The following is a 22,670-nucleotide window of genomic DNA, read 5'->3' as shown; positions in this document are numbered from 1 at the left end:
GCTTGTCCCCGAACCTGCGCCAGCCTACGTATAGCGAAACAGAAATGAGGTTTCAGATGATCCAGCTCCCCTTCCCGGTCCGTGACGCAAATGCAGCGGGTGCCGCCGCGCCGTTGGGCGATCTGCCAGAGTGGAACCTTGACGACCTTTACACAGGTGTCGATGCAGCAGAACTGAAACGTGATCTTGATTGGCTGGAGCAGGCCTGCGCCAGCTTTGCAAAGGATTTCGAAGGTAACCTTGCAGAATTGGACGCCGGCGGGTTCCTTGATTGTGTGCTGCGCAACGAAAAGATCAATCAGATCGCCGGGCGTATCATGTCATTCGCGGGCCTGCGCTATTACCAACTGACCACCGATGCGGATCGGGCCAAGTTCATGTCCGATCTACAAGAGAAGATCACGAATTTCACCACGCCACTGGTGTTCTTCACGCTGGAGATCAACCGCCTTGCGGATGATCACCTGGATGGCCTTTATGCGCAGAATGCCGATCTGGCACGCTACAAACCGGTCTTTGACCGCGTACGGGCTATGAAGCCCTACCAATTGAGTGACGAGTTGGAGAAATTCCTGCACGATCTGGGGGTCGTCGGTGATGCCTGGGAACGCCTTTTTGACGAGACCATTGCCGGGCTCGAATTCGAGGTGGATGGCGAGACCCTGAACATCGAAGGAACACTCAACCTTCTGACTGACCCCGAACGCTCGAAACGGGAGGCCGCCGCGCGCGAGCTGGCAGAGGTCTTTTCCAGCAACATCAAGACCTTCGCCCGTGTGCACAACACCCAGGCCAAGGAAAAGGAAATCATTGATCGCTGGCGCGGCATGGAAACAGCCCAGCTTGGCCGTCATCTCAGCAATCAGGTCGAACCCGAGGTCGTCGAAGCGCTGCGCAATGCGGTTGTCGCCGCCTACCCCAAGCTGAGCCACCGTTATTATGAGCTGAAGCGCAAATGGCTGGGTCTGGACAAGATGCAGGTCTGGGACCGAAATGCCCCGCTGCCGCTGGAAGACAACCGCATCGTCGATTGGGCGCAGGCGGAAAAGATGGTGATGGACGCCTACAACGCCTTTGACCCGCGCATGGGGCAGATCGCGGAGCCGTTTTTCCGCAAAGGATGGATTGATGCCGCGGTGAAACCCGGCAAGGCACCGGGCGCATTTGCGCATCCGACCGTGACCAACGTGCACCCTTACGTGATGCTGAACTATCTGGGAAAACCTCGTGATGTCATGACACTGGCGCATGAGCTTGGTCACGGGGTGCATCAGGTCTTGGCCGCCGAACAGGGCGAGATGCTCTCCTCCACCCCGCTCACCCTTGCCGAAACAGCCAGCGTCTTTGGCGAGATGCTGACCTTCCGCAGAATGCTCGACGGGGCGAAGGACGACGCACAGCGCAAGGTTCTGCTGGCTGGCAAAGTCGAGGACATGATCAATACGGTCGTGCGGCAAATCGCGTTTTACGATTTCGAATGCAAATTGCACGCGGCCCGTCGGGGCGGCGAACTCACACCTGATGACATCAACGCGCTATGGATGTCGGTGCAGGCCGAAAGCCTCGGACCTGCCTTTGAGTTCATGGACGGCTATGAGACCTTCTGGAGCTACGTGCCGCATTTCGTGCATTCGCCCTTCTACGTCTATGCCTACGCATTTGGCGACGGTCTGGTGAACGCCCTCTACGCGGTCTACGCCGAAGGCGACGCCGGATTTGAGGACAAGTATTTCGAGATGCTCAAAGCCGGGGGGTCCAAACACCACAAGGAACTGCTGGCGCCCTTTGGTCTGGACGCCTCTGACCCCGCGTTCTGGGACAAGGGCCTGTCGATGATTTCCGGCTTCATTGATGAGCTGGAGGCCATGGAGGCTTAGCAGGCTCAGCCTGGTCTGCCGCCCGCTTCGAACACCATGTCCATCATCGCCTGCGTGCCCCGGCTGAACTCCAGCGGGCACGCATAGGGGGAGCCGTCGCGCACTGATGCGCCGAAGGCTTCAACCTGAAGCACATAGTGATTCACCCCGGGGAAGCGTTCGACACACCGTGTGTGCCCCGCGGTTTCAATGCTGATTTCAGCCTGGTCATGAACTGCGGCGTTAAACGGGCAGGTCAGGCGCAATACCCCCTTGTCGCCATGAAAAACCACCTCCTGCCGGTTAAACAAGCGCATGGAAACCGTTGCCGAATAAGTGAAATCCGGGAATTTTGCTGCCACCTGTGCGAAGACATCGACACCGTTTTCATAGTCGATATGGGCAAATGGCACCGATATTGGCTCCTGCCCCGTGACAAAGCGCACCGAGCCAAAGGTGTAGACGCCAATATCCGGCAATCCCCCACCACCAGCGGCAGACTGGTTGCGAATGTTGCCCTGATCCGTATTGAAATAGGAAAACACCGCATCGACATGGCGCAATTCCCCGATGGCACCCGCTTCGATCAGAGCCTTGGCACGGACGAACTGCGGATGGTGCACGATCATGAAGGCCTCGGCCGCCAGCAAGCCAGTGCTGTCACGAGCCGCAATCAGCCGGTCAAACTCATCCGCCTGCAAGGTCATTGGTTTTTCACACAGAACGTGTTTTCCCGCGTCAAGCGCTTTCAGGGTCCATTCAACGTGCAGGTGATTGGGTAAGGGAATGTAAACCGCATCGATAGACGGATCAGCTAAAAGGCCCTCATAGCTGTCATGTACCAGCAGGTCAGGCGCAAAGGCCTGAAACCGGGACGCTTTTTCAGGGTTGGAAGTTGCAAGTGCCGCTAATTGCGCGTCCTTTGCGGCGTTGATTGCCGGCCCCATATAGGTCGCCGCAAAATTGGATGCCCCCAGAATACCCCAACGCAATACCGCCATAGTCAAACCCTCCGATTTCTTCGGGGAAGGTTAGCGCAAACAAGTGCGTTCGAACAGCACAGATGGTCAAATTAAAAAGTCCCCACAAGGCGAGCCTTGCAGGGACTTTAGATTACTCACGCGGAGGGTCAGGCGGTTGCCAACATACCTTTTTCCTTGGCCAGATCGCGCATCTTCTTTTGCAATTTCTCGAAGGCGCGAACCTCGATTTGACGAATGCGTTCTCGGCTCACGTCGTATTCAGCGCTCAGGTCTTCGAGCGTGATCGTTTTGTCCGATAAACGGCGTTGCGTCAGAATGTCCTTCTCGCGATCATTCAACACACTCATTGCTTCGCCAAGCAGTTCCCGACGCGCTTCGAGCTCATTTCGCGCCTCATAATCACCGGCCTGATCGGCCTCTTCGTCTTCCAGCCAATCCTGCCATTGCATCGCCCCTTCGCCTTCCGAGCCGACAGTGGCGTTCAAAGACGCATCACCACCTGACATCCGGCGATTCATCGAAATGACCTCATCTTCGGTCACCCCAAGATCGGTTGCGATTCTCGACACGTTTTCGGGGCGCAAGTCGCCTTCTTCCAAGGCGCCAATACGATTTTTGGCTTTGCGCAGGTTGAAGAACAGTTTTTTCTGACCAGACGTAGTGCCCAGTTTCACGAGGCTCCAGCTGCGCAGGATGTATTCTTGAATGGACGCGCGGATCCACCACATCGCATAGGTCGCAAGTCGGAACCCTTTTTCGGGGTCAAATCGCTTGACGGCCTGCATCAGGCCAACGTTGGCTTCTGAAATAACTTCCGCCTGCGGCAGGCCGTAGCCACGATATCCCATGGCGATTTTGGCAGCCAAGCGAAGGTGCGAAGTCACCATGCGGTGCGCGGCGGCTGTGTCTTCTTTTTCAACCCAGGCCTTTGCCAGCATGTACTCCTCTTCCGGTTCCAGCAGCGGAAACTTCCGGATTTCCTGCATGTAGCGGTTCAGCCCGCCTTCCGGTGTAGGGGCCGGTAGATTTGCATAATTTGCCATGAGCGCCTCCCAATGTTTAAGGGCTTAACATCAATATGGGGTCTAAACCGATCAGTTCAAGTCTGACCCACCAAAATTGTTAACGGATCATCTACAATCTTTGGATTAACGAAATACTGACATGAAGCGCACCTGTTAACATCTCACATGTCAGTGCGTTCACGCAGGCTTGCGATTTGTGTCAGCCATGGCGCAGCAATCCCAGTAACTCGGCCAAATCTTGCGGCAACGGCGCTTCAAATCGCAATTTCTCGCCGGTCACTGGGTGAGCGTAGCCCAAAACCGCCGCATGAAGGGCTTGGCGCGGAAATTTTGTTACTGCCTCTGAGGACGCCTCTGATAATGCCGCCCGCGCGAGCTTGCGTTTGCCGCCATATACGGGATCACCGATAAGCCCGTGACCGGCATGGGCCAGATGAGCCCTGATTTGATGGGTGCGCCCGGTTTCCAGCCAGCATTCCATAAGTGCGATCACCGCAGGCGATCCGAAACGCTCGGTAGTCCGGGCCCTTGTGATCGCATGCCGCCCGCCCTGGAACAGCACGGCCTGTCGCTGCCTGTCGGATTTATGACGCGCCAGTTGCGTGGTAATCTTCAGAATATTGCCGGGCTCAAAATTAGCCCCCTTCACACCGCGCAGCCGCGGATCGTTAGCGTCAGGGACACCATAAACCAGCGCTTGATAATATCGCTCGACGGTATGCGCTTCGAATTGAGCAGCCAGCCCGTGATGGGCGGCATCCGACTTGGCCACAACCAGCAGGCCCGAAGTTTCCTTGTCAATCCGGTGCACGATTCCCGGTCGTTTCATCCCCCCAACGCCCGACAGGCTTTCACCACAGTGGGCCAGCAATGCATTCACCAACGTACCAGAAGGCGAGCCCGGCGCAGGGTGCACGACCATGCCCGCGGGCTTATTCACAACGATGAGATCATTGTCTTCGAACACGATGTCGAGCGCGATGTCTTCGGGTCGAATATGGCTTTCCTGCGCTTCTTCTATCTCGATTTCAACCTCGGCCCCTTCAGCAACCCGCGCTTTGGGATCTTTGACAATCCGGCCATCGACGGCAACCGCACCCTCGGTGATCAATCGGGCGATGCGCGTGCGCGACAATGCAGCCTCCACTGGCACATCCCGTGCAAGCGCCTTATCAAGGCGCTGCGGCGGTGTTTCGTCGATCAGAAAGCGGATTTGGCGGAGTGGCATGGAAAATCCCGATGTAAGGCCAGAGGACGAAAGCGCGGAACCCGCAAACCTGCGGTTTTTAAGACGGTTAGTCACGGTGCTGACAGCGACCATGATCGGCGGTCTTCTATTGATCATTGTGTTGATTGTCACCCGCTTCAATGATCGATCGCCCCAATTGCCGACCGAGATCACGTTACCCGGCGGCGCAGAGGCCATTTCTTTCACCCAAGGACCCGATTGGTTCGCCGTCGTCACCGATGCCAACGAAATCCTGATCTTTGACCGCGTAACCGGGCAACTGCGTCAGCGCATTTCGATAAAGTAGCGATTCTTGAAGTCAGGTTTTTCTGACAGGATCAGAGCCAACAGATCGTCGGCTGAAAAGCTGTTCGCCACCATATGGTAGCACAGGCATATGTTGATCCGGCTGGCGGATACCAGAAACGTCAAGGAAACTGGCGATTTCAGCAAACTCCTTGGCAAGCTGAGGTTCCGTCAGGTTTCGCAAATTGCCATGTCGTATGTCCACGAAGCGCATCGCTTGGAAATGACACCTCGAATGCATACTCATCACTGATTTTCAGTAAGAACGCTACGCAATTGAGGATGTTTATCGAACCTCTGCCCGCAGGTAAGCTCTGAATTTGGCCACTTCTGGAACGGAGACCAGTAGCTAATTGATTTTAAATGGAGTTTAGGGCCCCCTAACAATAAATCAAAAGATAAACGCGACCAATAGAGACTCGGGAATATTTCACCGGGTTCTCTAAGATACTAACTTTATTGGGGATTTGTGGTACCACCTCCCCGGCTCGAACGGGGGACCTCCTGATCCACAATCAGGCGCTCTAACCTACTGAGCTAAGGCGGCACTGAGGGGGATTTATCGCCCCAAACAAAAGATTGCAAGAGGATTAGAACCGATAGATCCAGCTCTGTTCGACCAGATCCTGACCAAAAGAATGCACTGGTTTGCTGCTTATCATGTGCCATCCGGTCGATTTATAAAGCGCACAAGCGGCCGCGTGGCTTTCATGGGTCCATAGCTGCATGTCCGAAAACCCGCGGTCCTTGGCAAATCCCATGCAGGTACTCAGCAGGCGTTTTCCAAGTCCCTTGCCACGCGCTTCCGGCACCAGCAGGAAGAGTCTGAGCTTTGCTGTTGTCTCCGACAACCTGACGCAGAATATCGACCCCAGTCGCTGCCCGTTTTTTTCGGCCATCCAGCCGGCCTCGCACTGCGGATCATGGCCGACGAGAAAGGCATCGATGATTTCACCGACCAATACACCGAAACTGTCATCAAACCCTTCGGCCTGAGCGTATTGGCAGCCATGCTGTGAGACCAGCCAATCGCGATCTTCAGCGCGGAATTTACGTATTTCGACAGCATCCATGGCGGCAGCAAAGCGCATGCCAGCTTGTGTTTCAAGCCTCCTCGCGTTAGCGATACTGCCACTCTATCTAGGAGATCAAATATGGGCATCGACACCGAACGCGAAATTGAGGCCAACTTGCAGATCGGGCCGACCGATGCGGGCATGGTTCGCATTTATGTCGAGGCGGACGGAGTTGAAATTCCTATGGATTTTGCACCCGACGACGCAGACGAGATCGCCGAAGAGATCACGGCCGCCGCCAATCGGGCGCGCGGCATGAAACCCCGCCGTCGCTAGCCCCAATCGATGGCTGCATCCGGGTCACGCATTGCGTGTAGGCGACGTGCTGCAGTTATCGCGAATTTCCGTATCATAACCTTGCGTCTGGCAGCGGCAAGTTTGTCCTCCGGACCCATACGAATAATCTCTGCACCATAAGCATCGCCAATGATCAATCCGGTATCTTCGGGCAACAACTCAGTGGGAAACGCCTCATCCACCGCCCAGAAAAACCGGTCACACCACGCCAGGTAACCCTGCCATTTGTGATCAGACTGATAGTCCGCCCGACTTGATTTACATTCAACAATCCAGATTTCGTTCTTTGGCCCCACCCCCATCAGATCGACACGCAGCCCACGTGACGGAACAAGTTCCTCAACACTTACAAAGCCATAGCTATTTAACAAACGCGCTGCTCCGCGCGCCAAAAGTTGCCCCGGCTGGAAAGATTGCAAGTCATCATGCGCCATGACCTAAATATGAACATATAGTGAACATCAAGCAAGTTATTTTATGGCCGTGTCACGCTTTGCCCCTTGTGGTGCGCCGATCCTCAACTTAAGTCCTTTGGGTGATGGGTGCTGCTCTTCGCGTGACTGGTTACATTCCAGTGGCCTTAAGCAAATCCGAGGGAGCTGGCTCTGTCCTGGCCCTGGCCTGGTTACCTGGCGCCCACCTGTATATACAGGTCCTCGGGAATAAATACCAAGACGGTTGTAGCGGGCCCATCACGTTGAACCCGCACGAAACCTTGGTTTTTCAAAATGTTAAGTAAAGAAGCTAAGGCTACTTGCGGCGCTCGGTCAGCTTGCGCTTGCGCGTTGCGCGTACGGGGATCAGCTGCGGCTGCGGGCCTGCGCCCGGAAAGACAGTGCGAATGATGCGTTCGATCAGGTCAAGCATTGCTTTTCTCCTCTGCCTTAAAGATGGCACTTAAATCGGTAGAGTCCAGAGGAAGCCAAAGAAAAATGAGCACAATTTCGTGTGGATTTGCGAATTCCGGCGCTTTAAGCGACATGACGTTGCGGCAGCCGCGCTTCAGAATGCCTCGGGCTGCGCTTCTCTGGCCATGTGATCAAGCACCGCGTTTACGAACTGCGGTTCCTTACCTTCCGGAAAAAACGCCCGGGCCACATCCACATATTCGGTGATGACCACTTTGGGGGGGGTCTGTTTACCATTGAGCTCCGCGCCCGCCGCTCTGAATAGGGCGCGCAATGTTGGGTCGATCCGCCCCAAGGGCCATTTTGCAACCAGAGCGCGGTCTGTTGATTGGTCAATCGGCGCCTGATAGTTCACCGCCCCTTCCAGCACAGCATCGAACAGCTCGACATCTCCATCAAGCATCTCTTCACCTTCAAATACCTCACCAAATCGGTGGTTGAGGAACTCAACGCGAACGATCTCAACAGTCTGCGACGAGTGTTCCATCTGGAACAAGGCCTGCACCGCATATAGCCGCGCGGCGGACTTCATTTTGCGGCGCTGATTGCCGGACAGGTTGCCGTGAAGCGATGTCATGCGGTTGGTGATCCGTCGTTTGAACCGGCGATCTGGAAGCTCTGGCCTGCTGGCTTGAACCCGATGCCTTTGGATTGGGACGCCCACTTACGGGCCATTGCGATCAGATGCAAGGCCGCAGCGGCAGCCCCGCCGCCTTTGTTCTGCCCTTTGACCTCCGCCCGCGCTTCAGCCTGTACGCGGTTCTCCACGGTCAGAATGCCGTTGCCGACGCAAAGCCCCTGCAACCCCAGAAGTTGCAAAGCACGCGAACTGTCGTTGCAGACCGTTTCGTAATGCGTCGTCTCTCCCCGGATGACACAGCCCAAGGCAACGTAGCCATCAAAATTGCTGCGCCGGTCGGCGATCCCGATGGCGGTGGGCACTTCCAGCGCACCGGGCATTTCGGCCAGTTCCCATGTGCCACCCGCTGCCTCGATTTCGGCCTTTGCGCCCGCCACAAGACTGTCCGCGATGTCCTTGTAGTAAGGGGCCACCACGATCAGAATTTTGACCGGCTTGTCAAACGCGGGCCGTGGCAGGACGTAGTGCTGTTCATTGGCAGCCATGATCTATTCCTTGGTGATGGGGCGCGTGCCCACGATGGACAGGTTGTAGGCATCAAGCCCAAGGTATTTGGTTTGCGGACTGTCGGTCAGCAAGATGAGGTCCCTCAGTCCCAGCGAAGACATGATCTGCGCGCCCACCCCGGTACGTTTGATGGTGCGTGGGCCATCATCCTCATCCCCATCAAGGCGCAGTTTCGGATGTGGTTCACGAAAGAGCAGCACAGCGCCGCGCCCTTCTTCGGCGATGATCTCCATGGCCCGTGGTAATTCATCTGCAGGGCTCGGCCCAAGCCCCAGAATATCTTCAAGCGCATTGAGCGCATGGGTCCGCACCAGCACCGGCGCATCGGTGGTGATATCGCCTTTGGACAGCATCACGTGATCTGTCTCGGTGATCTCATCTGCAAACACCCGCATGTTCCATTCGCCGCCATAGGCCGAAACAACCATCCGTTCATCGCGCAGACGCAGCAGGTTGTCATGCTTGTGCCGATAAGCGATCAGATCGCTGATCGTGCCGATCTTCATCCCGTGTTCTTTTGCAAATTCGATCAGTTCCGGCAATCGCGCCATTTGGCCGTCGGGCCGCATGATCTCGCAGATCACGCTGGAGGGATGCAGGCCAGCCAACCGGCTGATGTCGACGGCGGCCTCGGTGTGACCGGCACGCACCAGCACGCCGCCCTGCCGGGCGCGCAATGGGAACATATGCCCCGGCGTTGCAATATCCGCAGGTCCCTTGGTCTCATCAATGGCGGCGGCCACGGTCAACGCCCGATCTGCGGCGGAAATCCCGGTCTCCACCCCCTCTCGCGCTTCGATCGAGACAGTGAAAGCTGTTTCATGGCGTGATGAATTGTTCACCGCCATCATCGGCAGGCCCAGAGTTTCGATCCGCTCGGCGGTCAGCGGCAGGCAGATCAAACCACGTCCGTGCACCGCCATGAAATTGATTGCCTCCGCATCGGCAAACTGCGCCGGAATGATCAGATCGCCTTCATTCTCGCGATCTTCGTGATCCACCAGAATGAACATGCGGCCTTGCCGGGCCTCTTCGATAATTTCGTCAATCTCCCCGATACTGGAGCGCAAATCGGTCTCGACGGGACCGGGTGTTTCAAAACTCATGGCGCGCTTGCCTTTCCTTCAGACTTGCAGGCTCTTAGCCCAGCTTCCGCATCTTGACCAGACGCAGACACCCTCATGAACTGGGCATTTCCGCCAATCGCGCGACGTAACGGGCCAGGGTGTCAATTTCCAGATTCACCAGATCCCCGACAGCGACATCCCCCCAGGTCGTGGCAATTTTGGTGTGTGGTATGAAATTGATACCGAAATCGCAGCCCGAAACTTCATTGACGGTCAATGACGTGCCATTGAGCGCCACGGATCCCTTGGGCGCAATGAACCGCGCCAGATCATGCGGTGCACGCAATGTCACGCGGGTGCTGTCACCTTCCTCTGTGACAGCGATCACCTCTGCCACTCCGTCCACATGGCCAGAAACAATATGACCGCCCAGCTCGTCGCCAACCTTGAGCGCGCGTTCAAGATTGACCCGCTTGCCACCCCCCCAGTTGTTGCGCCCGATGTTGGTTTTTTCCACGGTTTCGGCGCTGATCTGTACTTCGTACCAATCCGGCCCCAAATCCACCACCGTCAGGCACACGCCATCCGATGCAATCGACGCGCCCATATCGATGCTTTGCGTGTCATAGGCTGTCTGGATACGCGCACGCAGATCGCCCTCCTTTTCAAGCGAGATGATCGTGCCAATGTCGGTAATGATGCCCGTAAACATGCGCTGCCCTTCCCAGTGACCTTGCCTCTGAGGTAACGGGGCCGAATTGCTCTGACAAGACCCCGAGCTTGCGACAACGCGCATATCCTGCAATAATTGTGAAGGGTTCTTTGTGGAAGTGGCGCATGTAATTGTTCGAGGCTCACCATTTGACCCTTCACTCTCTCTCAGCTTCTCGCGTGTTTTTGTTCCTCCAAGGTCCTCACGGACCGTTCTTCCATCAATTGGGAAAACAGCTGCGCTATGCGGGCAACACGGTCTGGCGCATCGGCTTCAACGCAGGGGATCGCGCGTTCTGGCTGGACCGGCAATCCTACATTCCCTTTCGGGCGGCTCAGGACAAATGGTGCGATTTTCTGAGTGAAACGCTTGTTGAAAAAGGCGTCACGGACATTGTTCTATACGGCGATACCCGGTGGATTCACGCGAAGGCAGTCGCGGTGGCAAAATCAAGAAACATTCGCATTCATGTCTTCGAAGAAGGATACCTGCGTCCCTATTGGGTCAGTTATGAAAGAAACGGGTCTAACGGCCATTCACGCCTCATGGATATGCCTCTCGACGCAATGCGCGATGCACGTGCCCAGGCCGATCCTGATCCTCCGATTCCGCCAAGCCATTGGGGTGATCTGCGTCAGCATGTCTTTTATGGTGCCGTCTATCATTGGTTCGTCATGTTTTGGAACCGCGGATACAGACAGTTCCTGCCGCATCGTTCCCTGAACGTAAGTCAGGAGTTCTGGCTCTATGTCAGACGCCTGCTGCTGATGCCGTTTCAGGCGTTGGAGCGCCGGTTGGCGACCCGGCGGTTGCGACGCGGCGGTTTCCCCTACCATGTCGCCCTCCTGCAGTTGGAGCATGACAGCTCGTTCCAGATACATGCGCCATTTGCCACTCAGTCGGAATTCCTGGAGCTGGTAATTTCTCAATTTGCCGCAGGAGCTCCCCCGCACCATCATCTGGTGTTCAAAGCCCACCCGCTGGAAGACGGACGCAGTCCTTTGCGCCGGGACATTCGCCGTTTTGCCCGCCGTCATGGTCTTGCCGGGCGGGTCCATTATCTGCGCGGCGGGAAACTTGCAGCACTGCTTGCCGAGGCGCGCAGCGCTGTCACCGTCAATTCAACATCCGGTCAGCAGGCGCTCTGGCGCGGTGTGCCCCTGAAGACGTTTGGCGACACCATTTACGGCAAACCAGAACTTGTCTCCAGCCAGCCATTGGCGGAGTTTTTTGCCAGACCCTCGCGCGCAGATGTGCAGGATTACCGCGATTTTCGCCAATTCCTTTTGGAAACGAGCCAACTGCCCGGCAGCTTCTATGCCAGTCGCGGACGCCGTCAATTGCTGCGCCAGGTGGTGGATATGATGCTTTCCGACCGCGACCCCTACGAAATCCCGCGCCGCAAAACCGCGGCCATCGGGCAACAGTTTCGTGTCGTGAAATGACCCAGGCGCGTTCGGAGAGTAGATTTTCCAAAGAATTGGCGATAGATTAACGTCAATTGCGCCACGAAAAGATGGCGAACCGAGGCAGATTTCGAATAGGTCGAGGAGACCGAGCAGTGACACCTTCCGGCTTTCGATGGGCGCGTCCCATCGCTTTTGTGGCGGCTTTGGCCGTTCTGGCATCATGTGGATTGCCCCATGTCGGCCCCAACAAGCGTCAGATTTACGCAGGCTCCGTTCAGAAAGAGGGTGACGCATTTGTCGTCACGGTAAATGATCGCGTAACCCGCGCCATCGCCGTTGTACCGGCTCTGGGCTTTTCGGAAAGCTTCAAAAACTCAGCCAAGATTGGATCTGACACCATCCAACCCGGTGATGTTCTGGGGCTGACCATCTGGGAAAACGTGGACGACGGCTTGCTGGCAGGCGAAGCGAGCAATGCAACCCTTCTCGAAAGTGTCCAGGTCGACGGCGATGGGTTCATTTTTGTCCCCTATGCGGGTCGCATCCGGGCCGCTGGCAATTCTCCGGAAGCCATTCGCCGCATCATCACATCCAAGCTCGAAGAGCAGACCCCCGACCCGCAGGTCGAAGTGCGCAGACAGGCCGGGGACGGTTCGACTGTCTCCCTGGTCGGGTCCGTTGGCGGTCAGGGCGTTTACGCGATCGAGCGCCCGACGCGGACACTTTCCACGATGCTGGCGCGCGCCGGCGGGGTCACCATCGAACCTGAGGTCGCGCAGATCACCGTTATTCGCGGCACACAACGCAGCCGCATATGGTTCCAGGATCTGTACAATCACCCGGAACTGGACATCGCCCTGCGTGGTGGCGACCGAATTCTCGTCGAAGAGGACACCCGCTCCTTCACCTCCCTCGGTGCCACCGGAGCACAAGCGCGCGTCCCCTTCCGTTCCCAAAACCTTTCCGCTCTTGAAGCCATCGCACAGGTAGGTGGGCTTGTATCAGCCACTTCCGACGCAACGGGTGTATTTGTGTTCAGAAACGAACCACCCGAAGTTGCCGCCCAGGTTCTGGGACGCGATGATCTGATCGGAGCCCAGCGTATGATCTACCTGCTGGATCTCACTGAACCGAACGGCATGTTCGTGGCGCGCGACTTCGTGATCCGCGATGGCGACACGCTCTATGTCACCGAGGCACCGCTGGCACAGTGGAACAAAGCTGTCTCAGCCGTCTTTGGCTCCCTCGTTGCGCCAGCTGCATCAATCGACCAACTGGCGAACTGACACCCTCCATGGCCACGTCACGTGACCTTGACCCCGCCGGACAGGAAACTGCCCGGCGGCTTTACGTTTATAACGGTGGATTTCTCACCCAAACGCGCATTCGACGCATTTTGCACCTGAGCGGCTTTGACGTGAAGATCGGTGCCCCCGGGCCTGATGACATGGTGGGCGTCTGGGGCAACAGTCCAACATCGCACCGCGGTGAAGCCGTGGCCGAACGCAAAGGGAGTAAGCTGGTGCGGGTCGAGGACGCCTGGGTGCGCTCCCTGCATCCCGGACGCATCGGGGAGCCGCCACTGGGCTTGTTGATAGACGAAACCGGCGTCCACTATGACCCGACGACTCCCTCCGATCTTGAGACGTTGCTCGCCACGCACCCCTTGGACGATACGGCGCTGCTCAATCAGGCGCGCGGGGCGATTGAACGCATGAAAGAGGCGCATCTGACCAAGTTCAGCGCGGTTGATCCTGCCCTTCCCGCGCGGCCGCCGGGCTACGTTCTGGTGCTGGACCAAACCCATGGTGATGCCTCGGTGGTGGCGTCCGGTGCGGATCGGAACCGCTTTCTCGAAATGCTCTTTGTCGCGCAGGAAGAGCATCCCGGCGCGCCCATCATCATCAAGACCCATCCAGAGACCGTCGCGGGGTTTCGCAAAGGTTATTTCGAGGTCCAGGATGCATCGGACAGGGTCACCTTCACGACTGAACCCATCAGCCCGTGGACGTTGTTCGACGGCGCTATCGGCGTCTATACGGTGTCGTCCCAACTTGGGTTCGAAGCCATTTTTGCCGGTCACAAGCCGCGTGTATTTGGCCAGCCCTTCTATGCCGGTTGGGGGTTGTCCACGGATGAATTCCCGGTGCAACGCCGTCAACGCAAGCTGACGCGCGCGCAGTTGTTTGCCGCCGCGATGATGATCTATCCCAAGTGGTATTGTCCCTACGATGACAGGTTGTGCGATTTTCAGACAGCTCTTGAGAGTATGGCGGCACTGGCGCGCGCATGGCGTGAAGATCACAAGGGGTGGGTCGCTTCTGGCATGAGCCTTTGGAAAAGGCCTCACCTGCAACGCTTTTATGGCCAGCACAAACAAGTGATCTTCGAAGATGAGCCCGCGCGTGCACGCGCTGGGGATCGCCCCTGGATGGTTTGGGCCAGCAAGGCAACCATCGGTCAATCGGATGCCACGCGCGTCGAGGACGGGTTTCTCAGATCGCGCGGACTGGGTGCCGAACTTGTCCCACCACTGTCATTGGTCTGTGATGATCTGGGCATTTATTATGACCCCACCAAGCCCAGCCGCCTCGAAACGATGATTGCGGAACGCGAAAAATTGCGCCCGGATCAGGAGTTGCGCGCACAAAATCTGATCCGGTCGCTGATTTCCAAACGGGTCAACAAGTACAATCTGGGTGGCGACCAGATCGTTCTGCCGGAAGGGCACCGCATTCTGGTGGTGGGTCAGGTTGAAGATGACGCCTCTGTAAAGCTGGGAGCTGGCACCGTGCGCCGCAACCTTGATCTGCTCAAGGCGGCACGGCAGGCAAACCCCGAAGCGGTGCTGATCTACAAACCCCATCCCGATGTCGAAGCCGGTTTGAGGGACGGCGCCTGTGACGCATCGGCTCTGGCAGATTGTGTTGCCCACAAGGCTGATGCGATTGACCTTCTGGAGCAGGTTCAGGAAGTCTGGACGATGACATCCCTTTTGGGGTTTGAAGCGCTGATCCGGGGGCTGCCGGTCACCACATGGGGTGCCCCCTTCTACACGGGGTGGGGGCTGACGCGGGATCGTGACGACGTGCCGCCGCGCAGGCGGGCAACCCCGTCATTGGCAGGCCTCGCGCATGCAACGTTAATCGATTACCCGCGATATCTGGATCCGGTGACAGGAATGCCCTGCCCTGTTGAAATCGCGATCAAACGTCTGGCGGAAGAGGGAGCGCCCGGCCACCCGGCTGGCAATCGACTGCTCTCCAAACTACAAGGCCTCTTTGCGAGCGCCCGGTGGTTTTGGCAGCGTTAAGAAACGTAGCGTGGGTCGCGCCGCCAGATATGCAGTGCATCTGCACCAATGCGGCGTGTCTCGACCAGCGAAAATCTCGGCGCGTTTCTCAGGCGGCTGACCCCCAACGCGCCGATGGATGGTAAGCCTTCGGCACCAATGGTCAGACCCGCAGTAAACCCTACCAGTTCATCAATCAGATCGGCCTCGATCAAACTGGCGGCAAGGGCGCTGCCGCCTTCGCAAAAAATGCGCGTCAGACCGCGATCCGCGAGTTGCCGCATCACATCGCGCGGGTCCAGTTGCGCTCCTGAGGCTGAACAGGCCAACACCTCTGCGCCGAGATCGCGCCATGTCTGCAAGAGCGTCGGATCAGCGTCACGACCATGGCAAAGGATCACGGGCACCTCCTTGGCGGTGCGCGCCAGCGTGCTCATCAGCGGCAAATCCAGGCGCCTGCTGACGATGATCCGCACTGGCTGATGCTTCATGCCCAAACCGCGAACCGTCAGACTTGGGTCATCCTTGCGCGCCGTCCCGCCGCCTACCATCACAGCGTCATGCCGTGATCTTTGAGCATGGACAAAGCGACGTGCCTCCGGACCGGTGATCCACTGGCTTTCGCCTGTTGCAGTGGCAATCCTGCCGTCAAAACTGCTGGCGAGCTTTAGCGTCACAAAGGGACGATCTTCCTCGATACGGGCAAAAAAACCCGCGTTTGCGGCGAGCGCCCGTTCCTCCGCTGCATCAAAGATCACGTCGATACCGGCGTCGCGCAACATCTGGGAGCCTTTTCCGCTGACGCGCGGGTCTGTATCACGCGCACCGACGAAAACCCGCGCCACGCCCGCGTCGATCAGAGCCTGTGCGCAGGGTGGTGTTTCACCATGATGTGCACAGGGCTCCAGTGTGACGTAGACATCTGCGCCTTGTGCGAATGTGCCAGCCTGCGCCAGAGCTTCGGTCTCAGCATGTGGGCGACCGCCAGGTTGGGTCCAGCCGCGACCGACAATGCGCTGGCCTTTCACGATCACGCAGCCTACGGCCGGGTTGGGCCACGTCCTGCCCAGCCCGCGCCGTCCCAAAGACAGCGCAAGCGCCATAAAGCGGCCGGGCTCACTCACTCTTCTGAAGGAACGTCTGGCCGCAATTCACTGACAAACTTGTCGAAGTCGTCGGCGGCCTGGAAGTTCTTGTAAACACTGGCAAAACGCACATAAGCGACCGTGTCGATCCGCGCCAGAGCCTCCATTACGATCTCACCAATCTGTTTGGAGCCAATGTCAGTCTCCCCCATGCTCTCCAAACGGCGCACAATGCCGGAGATCATCTGATCAATGCGTTCCGGATCGATCGGGCGTTTCTGCATCGAAATCCGAATGGACCGCTCCAGTTTATCACGGTCAAAATCTTCGCGCTTACCATTGGATTTGATCACAACCAGGTCGCGCAACTGAACGCGCTCATAGGTGGTGAAGCGCCCGCCGCAAGCCGGACAAAACCTGCGCCGCCGGATCGATACGTGATCTTCGGCGGGTCGGCTGTCTTTAACCTGAGTGTCAATGTTTCCGCAAAACGGGCAGCGCATGGGCCGTCCCCCTTTAGTTGTGTCTCTGCCTCTTTTGTGGGATCGCCGCCCCACTTATCCACACTTATAGGGGAGAGGCTAAGTTTTGGGTAGAGGGGAAATGTACACCCACATCTGGTAGGTGCATTCCAGCCTCAAGGGTTGCCAAGAAACGACACGGCCACGGCACGCTGGTGCGGTCGCGCGCGGTGTTCAAAAAGGTAGACACCTTGCCAGGTTCCCAACAGCGCCCGCCCGTTCCGGACAGGTATGGAAAGGCTGACCGGCATCATCGCCGCCTTGATATGCGCCGGCATATCGTCAGGACCCTCATAGGTGTGGCGCAGGTAGGCCATTTTCGGATCATCCGATGATGGCACCAACCTATCAAAGAAGGCTCGCAGATCGCTTTGTACATCGGCATCGGCGTTTTCCTGAATGAGCAGAGATGCAGATGTGTGGCGGATAAACAAAGTCACGAGGCCATCGCCGCAACCTTCGAGACGGTCCCGCAGACGATCCGTAAACTCATAAAGCCCTGGACCCGAGGTCGTGATCTGTATCTCACAATTCATCTTTTCGGACCCGGCCCAAGTTCATCATTGGCATTGCTGCTGATCAGAAACGGTCAAACAGCTCTTCGATGAACGCCTCGCAGAAAAGATAGGCGTGACCAACGGGAAGATTCTCACCTACCCGTTTGACCGATACCGAATATGACGTGGGCGTGTTGCGCAACGCGTCATCCGGGTTGAGCGTGTAGACCACCCCCATACGTCCTTGAACGGTTTTGGAAGGCCCGCGCGGCTCCAATATGTACATCCGCTTGCGGGCCCCATCGAGACCCGCTGCCTTGGTGTAATCTGCTGCTGCGCACCAGATGCCCCGCGCACCCACGCCTCGGTCCTCTATCACTTCGAAAGTATCGGCGCTCAAGGGATAGACGAAAAGCCGGTTTACCGCCCGAAAAGGCTGTGCTGCGAGGCTTGGCAGAGCCACAGCTAAACTGAGCAAAAGCGGAACATAGACCTTCATAAGATGACATCCCCTACCGTCGGTATTCCGCCGACCATAGAACAAGGCACAGATTTTCCAAACTCACAAAGTATCTTTGCACAAACAGGCTGGTACAGAGGGCCCCGTGCGCATGAAAATTCCCCGACAGGCAATGCCGCCTGCCGGGCGTTTTTTCACTGATCCAGGAATGACCGCAATTTGCGCGACCGGCTGGGGTGCTTGAGCTTGCGCAATGCCTTGGCTTCGATCTGGCGAATACGTTCGCGGGTCACGCTGAACTGCTGACCGACTTCTTCCAAAGTGTGGTCGGTGTTCATGCCGATGCCGAAACGCATGCGCAGCACGCGTTCCTCGCGCGGGGTGAGCGAGGCCAGAACACGGGTGGTGGTTTCCTTGAGGTTTTCCTGAATGGCGCTGTCCAAGGGCAGCACCGCATTCTTGTCTTCAATGAAATCGCCCAACTGGCTGTCTTCTTCGTCGCCGATCGGCGTTTCCAGAGAGATCGGCTCCTTGGCGATCTTCATCACCTTGCGCACCTTCTCCAGCGGCATCTGCAGTTTTTCAGCCAGCTCCTCGGGCGTTGGTTCGCGGCCAATCTCATGCAGCATCTGGCGCCCCGTACGCACCAGCTTGTTGATCGTCTCGATCATATGCACCGGGATACGGATCGTGCGCGCCTGATCCGCGATACTCCGAGTGATCGCCTGACGAATCCACCAGGTCGCATAGGTCGAGAACTTATAGCCACGGCGGTATTCAAATTTGTCCACCGCCTTCATCAGGCCGATGTTACCTTCCTGAATGAGATCAAGGAACTGCAACCCGCGGTTGGTGTATTTTTTCGCAATGGAAATCACCAGACGCAGGTTTGCCTCGACCATTTCCTTCTTGGCCTGGCGCGCCTCTTTCTCACCTTTTTGAACCTGCTGAACAATGCGGCGGAATTCGGAGATATCAAGACCCACATATTGACCGACCTGCGCCATATCGGTGCGCAGTTCTTCAACCTTTTCGGTGGAGCGTTCGATGAACATCTGCCATCCACGGCCCGACTTCTCGGCCATACGTTCCAGCCAGTTCGGATCAAGCTCATAACCACGATATTCATCGACAAATTCACGACGGTTGATGCGGGCCTGATCAGCAAGCTTCACCATGGCGGAATCAATCTGCATGATGCGACGGTTGATGCCATAAAGCTGGTCGATCAGCGCCTCGATACGATTGTTGTGCAGATGAAGTTCGTTCACCAGCAGCACAATTTCTGCACGCAGTTTCTGGTAGAGATCTTCATCTGACTGCGTGAAAGTCCCATCTTCGTTCAGCGTCGCCGAAATCCGGCTGTCCTGCATTTCAGAGAGTTTGACATAGTCATCTGCGATGATGTCCAGCGCCTCCAGAACCTGAGGTTTCAGCGCCGCCTCCATGGCGGCAAGGCTCATGTTGGCCTGATCATCTTCGTCATCGTCGTCGTCATTAGCGATGGGGTTCCCGTCGGCATCCAGTTCCGGGCCGGTATCTTCCTTCTTAACCGTGCTGCCATCAGCGGCGACAACCGGCTCATCGACCGCGCCATCCTCGTCCATCTGGTTGCCGAAGGTGGCTTCCAGGTCAATGACATCGCGCAGCAAAATATCTTCGGAAAGCAATTCGTCGCGCCAGATGGTGATCGCCTGGAACGTCAGCGGGCTTTCACAAAGCCCCGCAATCATCGTGTTGCGACCGGCCTCGATGCGCTTGGCGATCGCAATCTCGCCTTCACGGCTGAGCAGTTCGACAGAGCCCATTTCGCGCAGGTACATGCGGACCGGATCATCCGTGCGGTCCAGTTTTTCAGCTGTCCCCGACCCCAGGGTGACCTCGCGGGTGCCTTCGGTGGTCGTCAGTTCAGTCGAGCCTTTTGCCTCTTCCTCTTCGGCATCTTCATCTTCAATGATGTTGATCCCCATCTCAGAGAGCATGGACATCACATCTTCGATCTGCTCGGAGCTGACCTGATCCGGCGGCAGCACGGTGTTCAGCTGATCGTAAGTGATGTAGCCCTTCTCGCGCGCCTCACCGATCATCTTCTTGACCGCAGCCTGGCTCATATCAAGCGAATGGCCCGATTCCTGATCGTCTGATTTTGCGTCTTCGTTGGTGTCTTTCGCGGCCATGCGGTGCTCCTCAGAGGTCTCAGTGATTCGCTCGCCCGAATCACTTGGGAATCATCTAGCGTTTTTGGGTGATTCGGCCACCCATTTACCTTCTTTTTCTGCGGGTTTCCCGTTCAAATTTGGTTAACCGTCCGGTTTGTGGTGCTTATTTGCATCCCCATACTCCCTTTCACAACTGATTCGGCCCGACATGAACCACAGCGTCATCTCTTGCGCGGTTTTTCAATTTTTATCTGCCCCAACAGATCATCCAGCCGCCGTCTTTCATCGCGGCTCAACACAGCGCCATTGTCGGCAACATCATATTCAGCCCGGTCTTCCTGACCACTGCGCCGCGCCATGTCTGCCGCCTTGGCGGCTTCGGACAAGCGCCAGGTCAGGCCTTCATCCGCCACGCCACCCAAATCTTCAACGGCCTCGGCAATTTCCGCGTCCAAACCTTGGGCGCTCTGTAATTTGGCAAGTTCTTCAGCCACCGTCATCCGCGTCTTGTCCAGATCTCCCGGCGTGCGGATACAGGGTACGATGGCGACATGGCGCTGCGACAGCAGGTTTTCAAGAGCCCCTTCCCCCAGTGACTGGGAAATTTGTTCCCGCAGGCCGTCCGCACTCATTCCCATGTTGCACAGCAACACATGTCGCAATTCCCTGTGAAACGGGTCATTGCAGCGCATCTGTTCGATGCCCCCTTCAAACTCCTCGATCACCTCCGGGCAACTTGCCAGAACGGCGAGGATCACCGCTTCACGCAGATGATCCGTGCTGGCCGGGTCTTCCGCAGCCGCTAACAGGGATGATTTCGTTGTGGCCCGCGCGGCGGCGGGCGGTTTTTGCCAGCCTCCGCGTCCCTTTGCGGTATTCCTCGGCCCGGGTTGCGGACGGAAAAGCTGCCAGCGCAGGTCCTTGATCTCCTGCCCGTAATGGCTGCGAATGGACGGGTCCTTGATCGTCATGATCTTGCTGCGCAGGGCCTTGTCAAGGGCCGCCTTGCGTTCCGGGCTGTCAAACACACGACCCTCGGTTTCGCGCTGCCAGAGCAACCGAACCATCGGCATGGCGTCATCAAGCAGCTTTTGCAAAGCGGGTGCGCCCTGCTCGCGCAGCAGATCGTCGGGATCCTTGCCCGCCGGCATGATGGCAAACCGCAGGGACTGACCGGCCTCCAGCAACGGCAGCGCCAGATCAATCAGACGCATGGCCGCGCGCAGACCCGCCGTGTCGCCATCCAGCGCAATGATCGGTTCGGGGGCAATCCGCCAGAGCATCTGCAACTGGCTTTCAGTGATTGCGGTACCCAGAGGGGCCACACTGGCCTCGAACCCGGCGGAGGCAAGTGCTATCACATCCATGTAGCCTTCTGCCACGATCAGTGACTGACCTTTACCCGCCGCCGTGCGTGCCGGGCCCTGATTGTAAAGGCTGCGCCCCTTGTCGAAGAGTTCGGTTTCCGGCGAATTCAGATATTTGGCGTTGTCATTGGGATCCATGGCGCGACCGCCGAAAGCGATGGCGCGACCGCGCGCGTCCCGGATTGGATAGATGATCCGTCCCCGGAAGGTATCATAGGGCTTACCGCCCTTGGTCGACGGTTTCGCAAGACCTGCATCCAGTATCAGCTGATCCTCGACGTTCTTGGCTTTCAGGTAATCCCAAAGCCCTTGCCATTGATCCGGCGCATAGCCGATTTCCCAGCGTTCAAGGGCAGCACCCTCCAGCCCGCGACGTTCCAGATAGGCCCGCGCTTCAGCGGCGGCACCGGTATTCAGTTGCAGCCGGAAGAACTTGACCGCTTGCTCCATGATCTCGACAAGCTGGCTGCGTTTGTCGGCTTTCTGCTGGGCTTGGGGGTCGCGTTCCGGCATCGGCATCCCGGCCTCGCGCGCAAGAATTTCGACGGCCTCCATGAAGCCCACATTCTCGGTTTCACGCACAAATGAGATGGCGTCGCCCTTGGCGTGACACCCAAAGCAATAATAAAAACCCTTGCGATCATCCACGTGGAAACTGGCCGATTTTTCCTGATGGAATGGGCATGGTGCCCACATATCGCCCTTGCCCTGATTGGATTTGCGCGCGTCCCAGATGACCTTGCGCCCAACCACCTGAGACAGGCTGGAACGGGTGCGCAACTCATCAAGAAATCCGGGTGGAAGGCTCATGATCTATATATCGGCGCGCACCCGATGAGAGTCCAGACGCCGCAGTGAAATTCAATCTCCAGATCACCGGGTCATGCCACCCAAGCAAGGCGCAACGCGCAGCTATGTGCTGCGGATCAATTGCCCTGCAAAGAGGATAGATCCGCCCCCATGCACTGCTCGAAGGTCGCGCTGCGCCAATCGGTATTGCGCAATTCCTTGCGTTTCAACCCGTACATGTGGGGCGCAAGCACCGGGATCATGCCGTTGTAATTGGCAGGCCAGGTAGCGTTTTCCGCGAGCGCCTGGGGCAGTTTGCGCTCGCTCACACGGTCAAGGCGAGCCTGGGCAATGGCGGCGACAATATCTGCCTGATGGCCGCAGAGCACTTCTTTGTCGTCCTGTGCAAGAACCGGGGAGGCAGTAAGCAAAAAGACAAAGGCCGACACGTAACGCAACATTTTTCATTCTCCGATCAGGTAACCC

Annotated in this window: 23 protein-coding genes, 1 tRNA gene and 1 other RNA gene; 7 read left to right on the top strand and 18 right to left on the bottom strand. The window is 57.3% G+C overall.

Features of this window, described 5'->3' with window-relative positions; all coding sequences use genetic code 11:
- The first annotated feature begins 56 nt into the window (after positions 1-56).
- Complete coding sequence (locus ACOTTU_RS01555; RefSeq protein ID WP_425655807.1) at positions 57-1,877, top strand: M3 family oligoendopeptidase; 1,821 nt, start codon at positions 57-59, stop codon at positions 1,875-1,877.
- Positions 1,878-1,882: 5 nt separating this feature from the next.
- Here the strand turns inward: ACOTTU_RS01555 and ACOTTU_RS01550 are convergent, their stop codons facing one another.
- The 3 genes from ACOTTU_RS01550 to ACOTTU_RS01540 all read right to left on the bottom strand — a co-directional run bounded on the left by ACOTTU_RS01550 (position 1,883) and on the right by ACOTTU_RS01540 (position 5,092).
- Positions 1,883-2,857, bottom strand: a complete 975-nt coding sequence (locus tag ACOTTU_RS01550) for a Gfo/Idh/MocA family protein (RefSeq protein WP_425655806.1) — start codon at positions 2,855-2,857, stop codon at positions 1,883-1,885.
- A gap of 128 nt (positions 2,858-2,985) precedes the next feature.
- Positions 2,986-3,882 carry an RNA polymerase sigma factor RpoH gene (gene rpoH / locus ACOTTU_RS01545; RefSeq protein WP_298913241.1) on the bottom strand — a complete coding sequence of 299 codons (897 nt, stop codon included), beginning with the start codon at positions 3,880-3,882 and terminating at the stop codon, positions 2,986-2,988.
- 181 nt (positions 3,883-4,063) lie between these two features.
- Positions 4,064-5,092, bottom strand: coding sequence for an RluA family pseudouridine synthase (locus ACOTTU_RS01540; RefSeq protein ID WP_425655805.1), 1,029 nt, complete (start codon positions 5,090-5,092; stop codon positions 4,064-4,066).
- Here ACOTTU_RS01540 and ACOTTU_RS01535 point away from each other — a divergent pair.
- The gene (locus ACOTTU_RS01535; protein WP_425655804.1) at positions 5,091-5,399 is read left to right on the top strand and encodes a DUF6476 family protein; all 309 of its coding nucleotides are present in this window, start codon (positions 5,091-5,093) and stop codon (positions 5,397-5,399) included. The genes ACOTTU_RS01540 and ACOTTU_RS01535 overlap by 2 nt on opposite strands.
- Here the strand turns inward: ACOTTU_RS01535 and ACOTTU_RS01530 are convergent.
- From ACOTTU_RS01530 to ACOTTU_RS01520, 3 genes are all read right to left on the bottom strand, one after another.
- Positions 5,378-5,524: a hypothetical protein gene (locus tag ACOTTU_RS01530; protein ID WP_425655803.1), complete on the bottom strand. Its 147-nt coding sequence runs from the start codon at positions 5,522-5,524 to the stop codon at positions 5,378-5,380. The two genes, ACOTTU_RS01535 and ACOTTU_RS01530, sit on opposite strands and share 22 nt — an antisense overlap.
- Before the next feature lie 344 nt (positions 5,525-5,868).
- A tRNA-His gene (locus tag ACOTTU_RS01525) sits at positions 5,869-5,945 on the bottom strand.
- Between the two features lie 43 nt (positions 5,946-5,988).
- Complete coding sequence (locus ACOTTU_RS01520) at positions 5,989-6,471, bottom strand: GNAT family N-acetyltransferase (RefSeq protein WP_425656439.1); 483 nt, start codon at positions 6,469-6,471, stop codon at positions 5,989-5,991.
- Between the two features lie 81 nt (positions 6,472-6,552).
- Here ACOTTU_RS01520 and ACOTTU_RS01515 point away from each other — a divergent pair, with 81 nt between their 5' ends.
- On the top strand, positions 6,553-6,750 hold the full coding sequence (locus ACOTTU_RS01515; RefSeq protein ID WP_425655802.1) for a DUF6324 family protein: 198 nt from the start codon (positions 6,553-6,555) through the stop codon (positions 6,748-6,750).
- Here the strand turns inward: ACOTTU_RS01515 and ACOTTU_RS01510 are convergent.
- A complete protein-coding gene (locus tag ACOTTU_RS01510; RefSeq protein ID WP_425655801.1) occupies positions 6,747-7,205 on the bottom strand; it encodes an MmcB family DNA repair protein in 459 nt (152 codons plus the stop codon). The genes ACOTTU_RS01515 and ACOTTU_RS01510 overlap by 4 nt on opposite strands.
- Before the next feature lie 105 nt (positions 7,206-7,310).
- On the opposite strand from ACOTTU_RS01510, the gene ssrS reads away from it, so the two are divergent.
- Positions 7,311-7,465, top strand: a non-coding RNA gene (gene ssrS, locus ACOTTU_RS01505) — 6S RNA.
- A 308-nt stretch (positions 7,466-7,773) separates the two neighbouring features.
- On the opposite strand, the gene nusB is transcribed toward ssrS, so the two are convergent.
- From nusB to ACOTTU_RS01485, 4 genes are all read right to left on the bottom strand, one after another.
- On the bottom strand, positions 7,774-8,256 hold the full coding sequence (gene nusB / locus ACOTTU_RS01500; protein WP_425655800.1) for a transcription antitermination factor NusB: 483 nt from the start codon (positions 8,254-8,256) through the stop codon (positions 7,774-7,776).
- Positions 8,253-8,804, bottom strand: coding sequence for a 6,7-dimethyl-8-ribityllumazine synthase (locus ACOTTU_RS01495; RefSeq protein ID WP_425655799.1), 552 nt, complete (start codon positions 8,802-8,804; stop codon positions 8,253-8,255). The genes nusB and ACOTTU_RS01495 overlap by 4 nt, the downstream gene beginning before the upstream one ends.
- Before the next feature lie 3 nt (positions 8,805-8,807).
- A complete protein-coding gene (gene ribB / locus ACOTTU_RS01490; RefSeq protein WP_425655798.1) occupies positions 8,808-9,932 on the bottom strand; it encodes a 3,4-dihydroxy-2-butanone-4-phosphate synthase in 1,125 nt (374 codons plus the stop codon).
- Between the two features lie 73 nt (positions 9,933-10,005).
- Positions 10,006-10,605 carry a riboflavin synthase gene (locus tag ACOTTU_RS01485; RefSeq protein ID WP_425655797.1) on the bottom strand — a complete coding sequence of 200 codons (600 nt, stop codon included), beginning with the start codon at positions 10,603-10,605 and terminating at the stop codon, positions 10,006-10,008.
- A gap of 224 nt (positions 10,606-10,829) precedes the next feature.
- Here ACOTTU_RS01485 and ACOTTU_RS01480 point away from each other — a divergent pair, with 224 nt between their 5' ends.
- From ACOTTU_RS01480 to ACOTTU_RS01470, 3 genes are all read left to right on the top strand, one after another.
- Entirely contained in the window at positions 10,830-12,050 is a 1,221-nt protein-coding gene (locus ACOTTU_RS01480; RefSeq protein ID WP_425655796.1) for a capsule biosynthesis protein, read from the top strand.
- Positions 12,051-12,121: 71 nt separating this feature from the next.
- Positions 12,122-13,300 carry a polysaccharide biosynthesis/export family protein gene (locus ACOTTU_RS01475; RefSeq protein ID WP_425655795.1) on the top strand — a complete coding sequence of 393 codons (1,179 nt, stop codon included), beginning with the start codon at positions 12,122-12,124 and terminating at the stop codon, positions 13,298-13,300.
- Between the two features lie 8 nt (positions 13,301-13,308).
- The gene (locus tag ACOTTU_RS01470; RefSeq protein ID WP_425655794.1) at positions 13,309-15,327 is read left to right on the top strand and encodes a capsular polysaccharide biosynthesis protein; all 2,019 of its coding nucleotides are present in this window, start codon (positions 13,309-13,311) and stop codon (positions 15,325-15,327) included.
- Here the strand turns inward: ACOTTU_RS01470 and ribD are convergent.
- The 7 genes from ribD to ACOTTU_RS01435 form a co-directional block, all read right to left on the bottom strand.
- A complete protein-coding gene (ribD, locus tag ACOTTU_RS01465) occupies positions 15,324-16,409 on the bottom strand; it encodes a bifunctional diaminohydroxyphosphoribosylaminopyrimidine deaminase/5-amino-6-(5-phosphoribosylamino)uracil reductase RibD (protein ID WP_425656437.1) in 1,086 nt (361 codons plus the stop codon). The two genes, ACOTTU_RS01470 and ribD, sit on opposite strands and share 4 nt — an antisense overlap.
- Positions 16,410-16,426: 17 nt before the next feature.
- Complete coding sequence (gene nrdR / locus ACOTTU_RS01460; protein WP_298913271.1) at positions 16,427-16,894, bottom strand: transcriptional regulator NrdR; 468 nt, start codon at positions 16,892-16,894, stop codon at positions 16,427-16,429.
- Positions 16,895-17,028: 134 nt separating this feature from the next.
- Complete coding sequence (locus ACOTTU_RS01455) at positions 17,029-17,448, bottom strand: secondary thiamine-phosphate synthase enzyme YjbQ (RefSeq protein ID WP_425655793.1); 420 nt, start codon at positions 17,446-17,448, stop codon at positions 17,029-17,031.
- A 43-nt stretch (positions 17,449-17,491) separates the two neighbouring features.
- Complete coding sequence (locus ACOTTU_RS01450) at positions 17,492-17,908, bottom strand: hypothetical protein (RefSeq protein WP_425655792.1); 417 nt, start codon at positions 17,906-17,908, stop codon at positions 17,492-17,494.
- Positions 17,909-18,063: 155 nt separating this feature from the next.
- Positions 18,064-20,046 carry an RNA polymerase sigma factor RpoD gene (rpoD, locus tag ACOTTU_RS01445; protein ID WP_298913277.1) on the bottom strand — a complete coding sequence of 661 codons (1,983 nt, stop codon included), beginning with the start codon at positions 20,044-20,046 and terminating at the stop codon, positions 18,064-18,066.
- Between the two features lie 203 nt (positions 20,047-20,249).
- A complete protein-coding gene (gene dnaG / locus ACOTTU_RS01440; protein WP_425655791.1) occupies positions 20,250-22,205 on the bottom strand; it encodes a DNA primase in 1,956 nt (651 codons plus the stop codon).
- 116 nt (positions 22,206-22,321) lie between these two features.
- On the bottom strand, positions 22,322-22,645 hold the full coding sequence (locus ACOTTU_RS01435) for a hypothetical protein (RefSeq protein WP_298913281.1): 324 nt from the start codon (positions 22,643-22,645) through the stop codon (positions 22,322-22,324).
- Positions 22,646-22,670 lie beyond the last annotated feature (25 nt).

Origin of the sequence: Roseobacter sp. EG26, assembly GCF_049830555.1 — a bacterium.
Lineage (GTDB): Bacteria > Pseudomonadota > Alphaproteobacteria > Rhodobacterales > Rhodobacteraceae > Roseobacter.
Note: the sequence above shows the minus strand (reverse complement) of the source record. Positions and strands in the feature narration are given on the sequence as shown.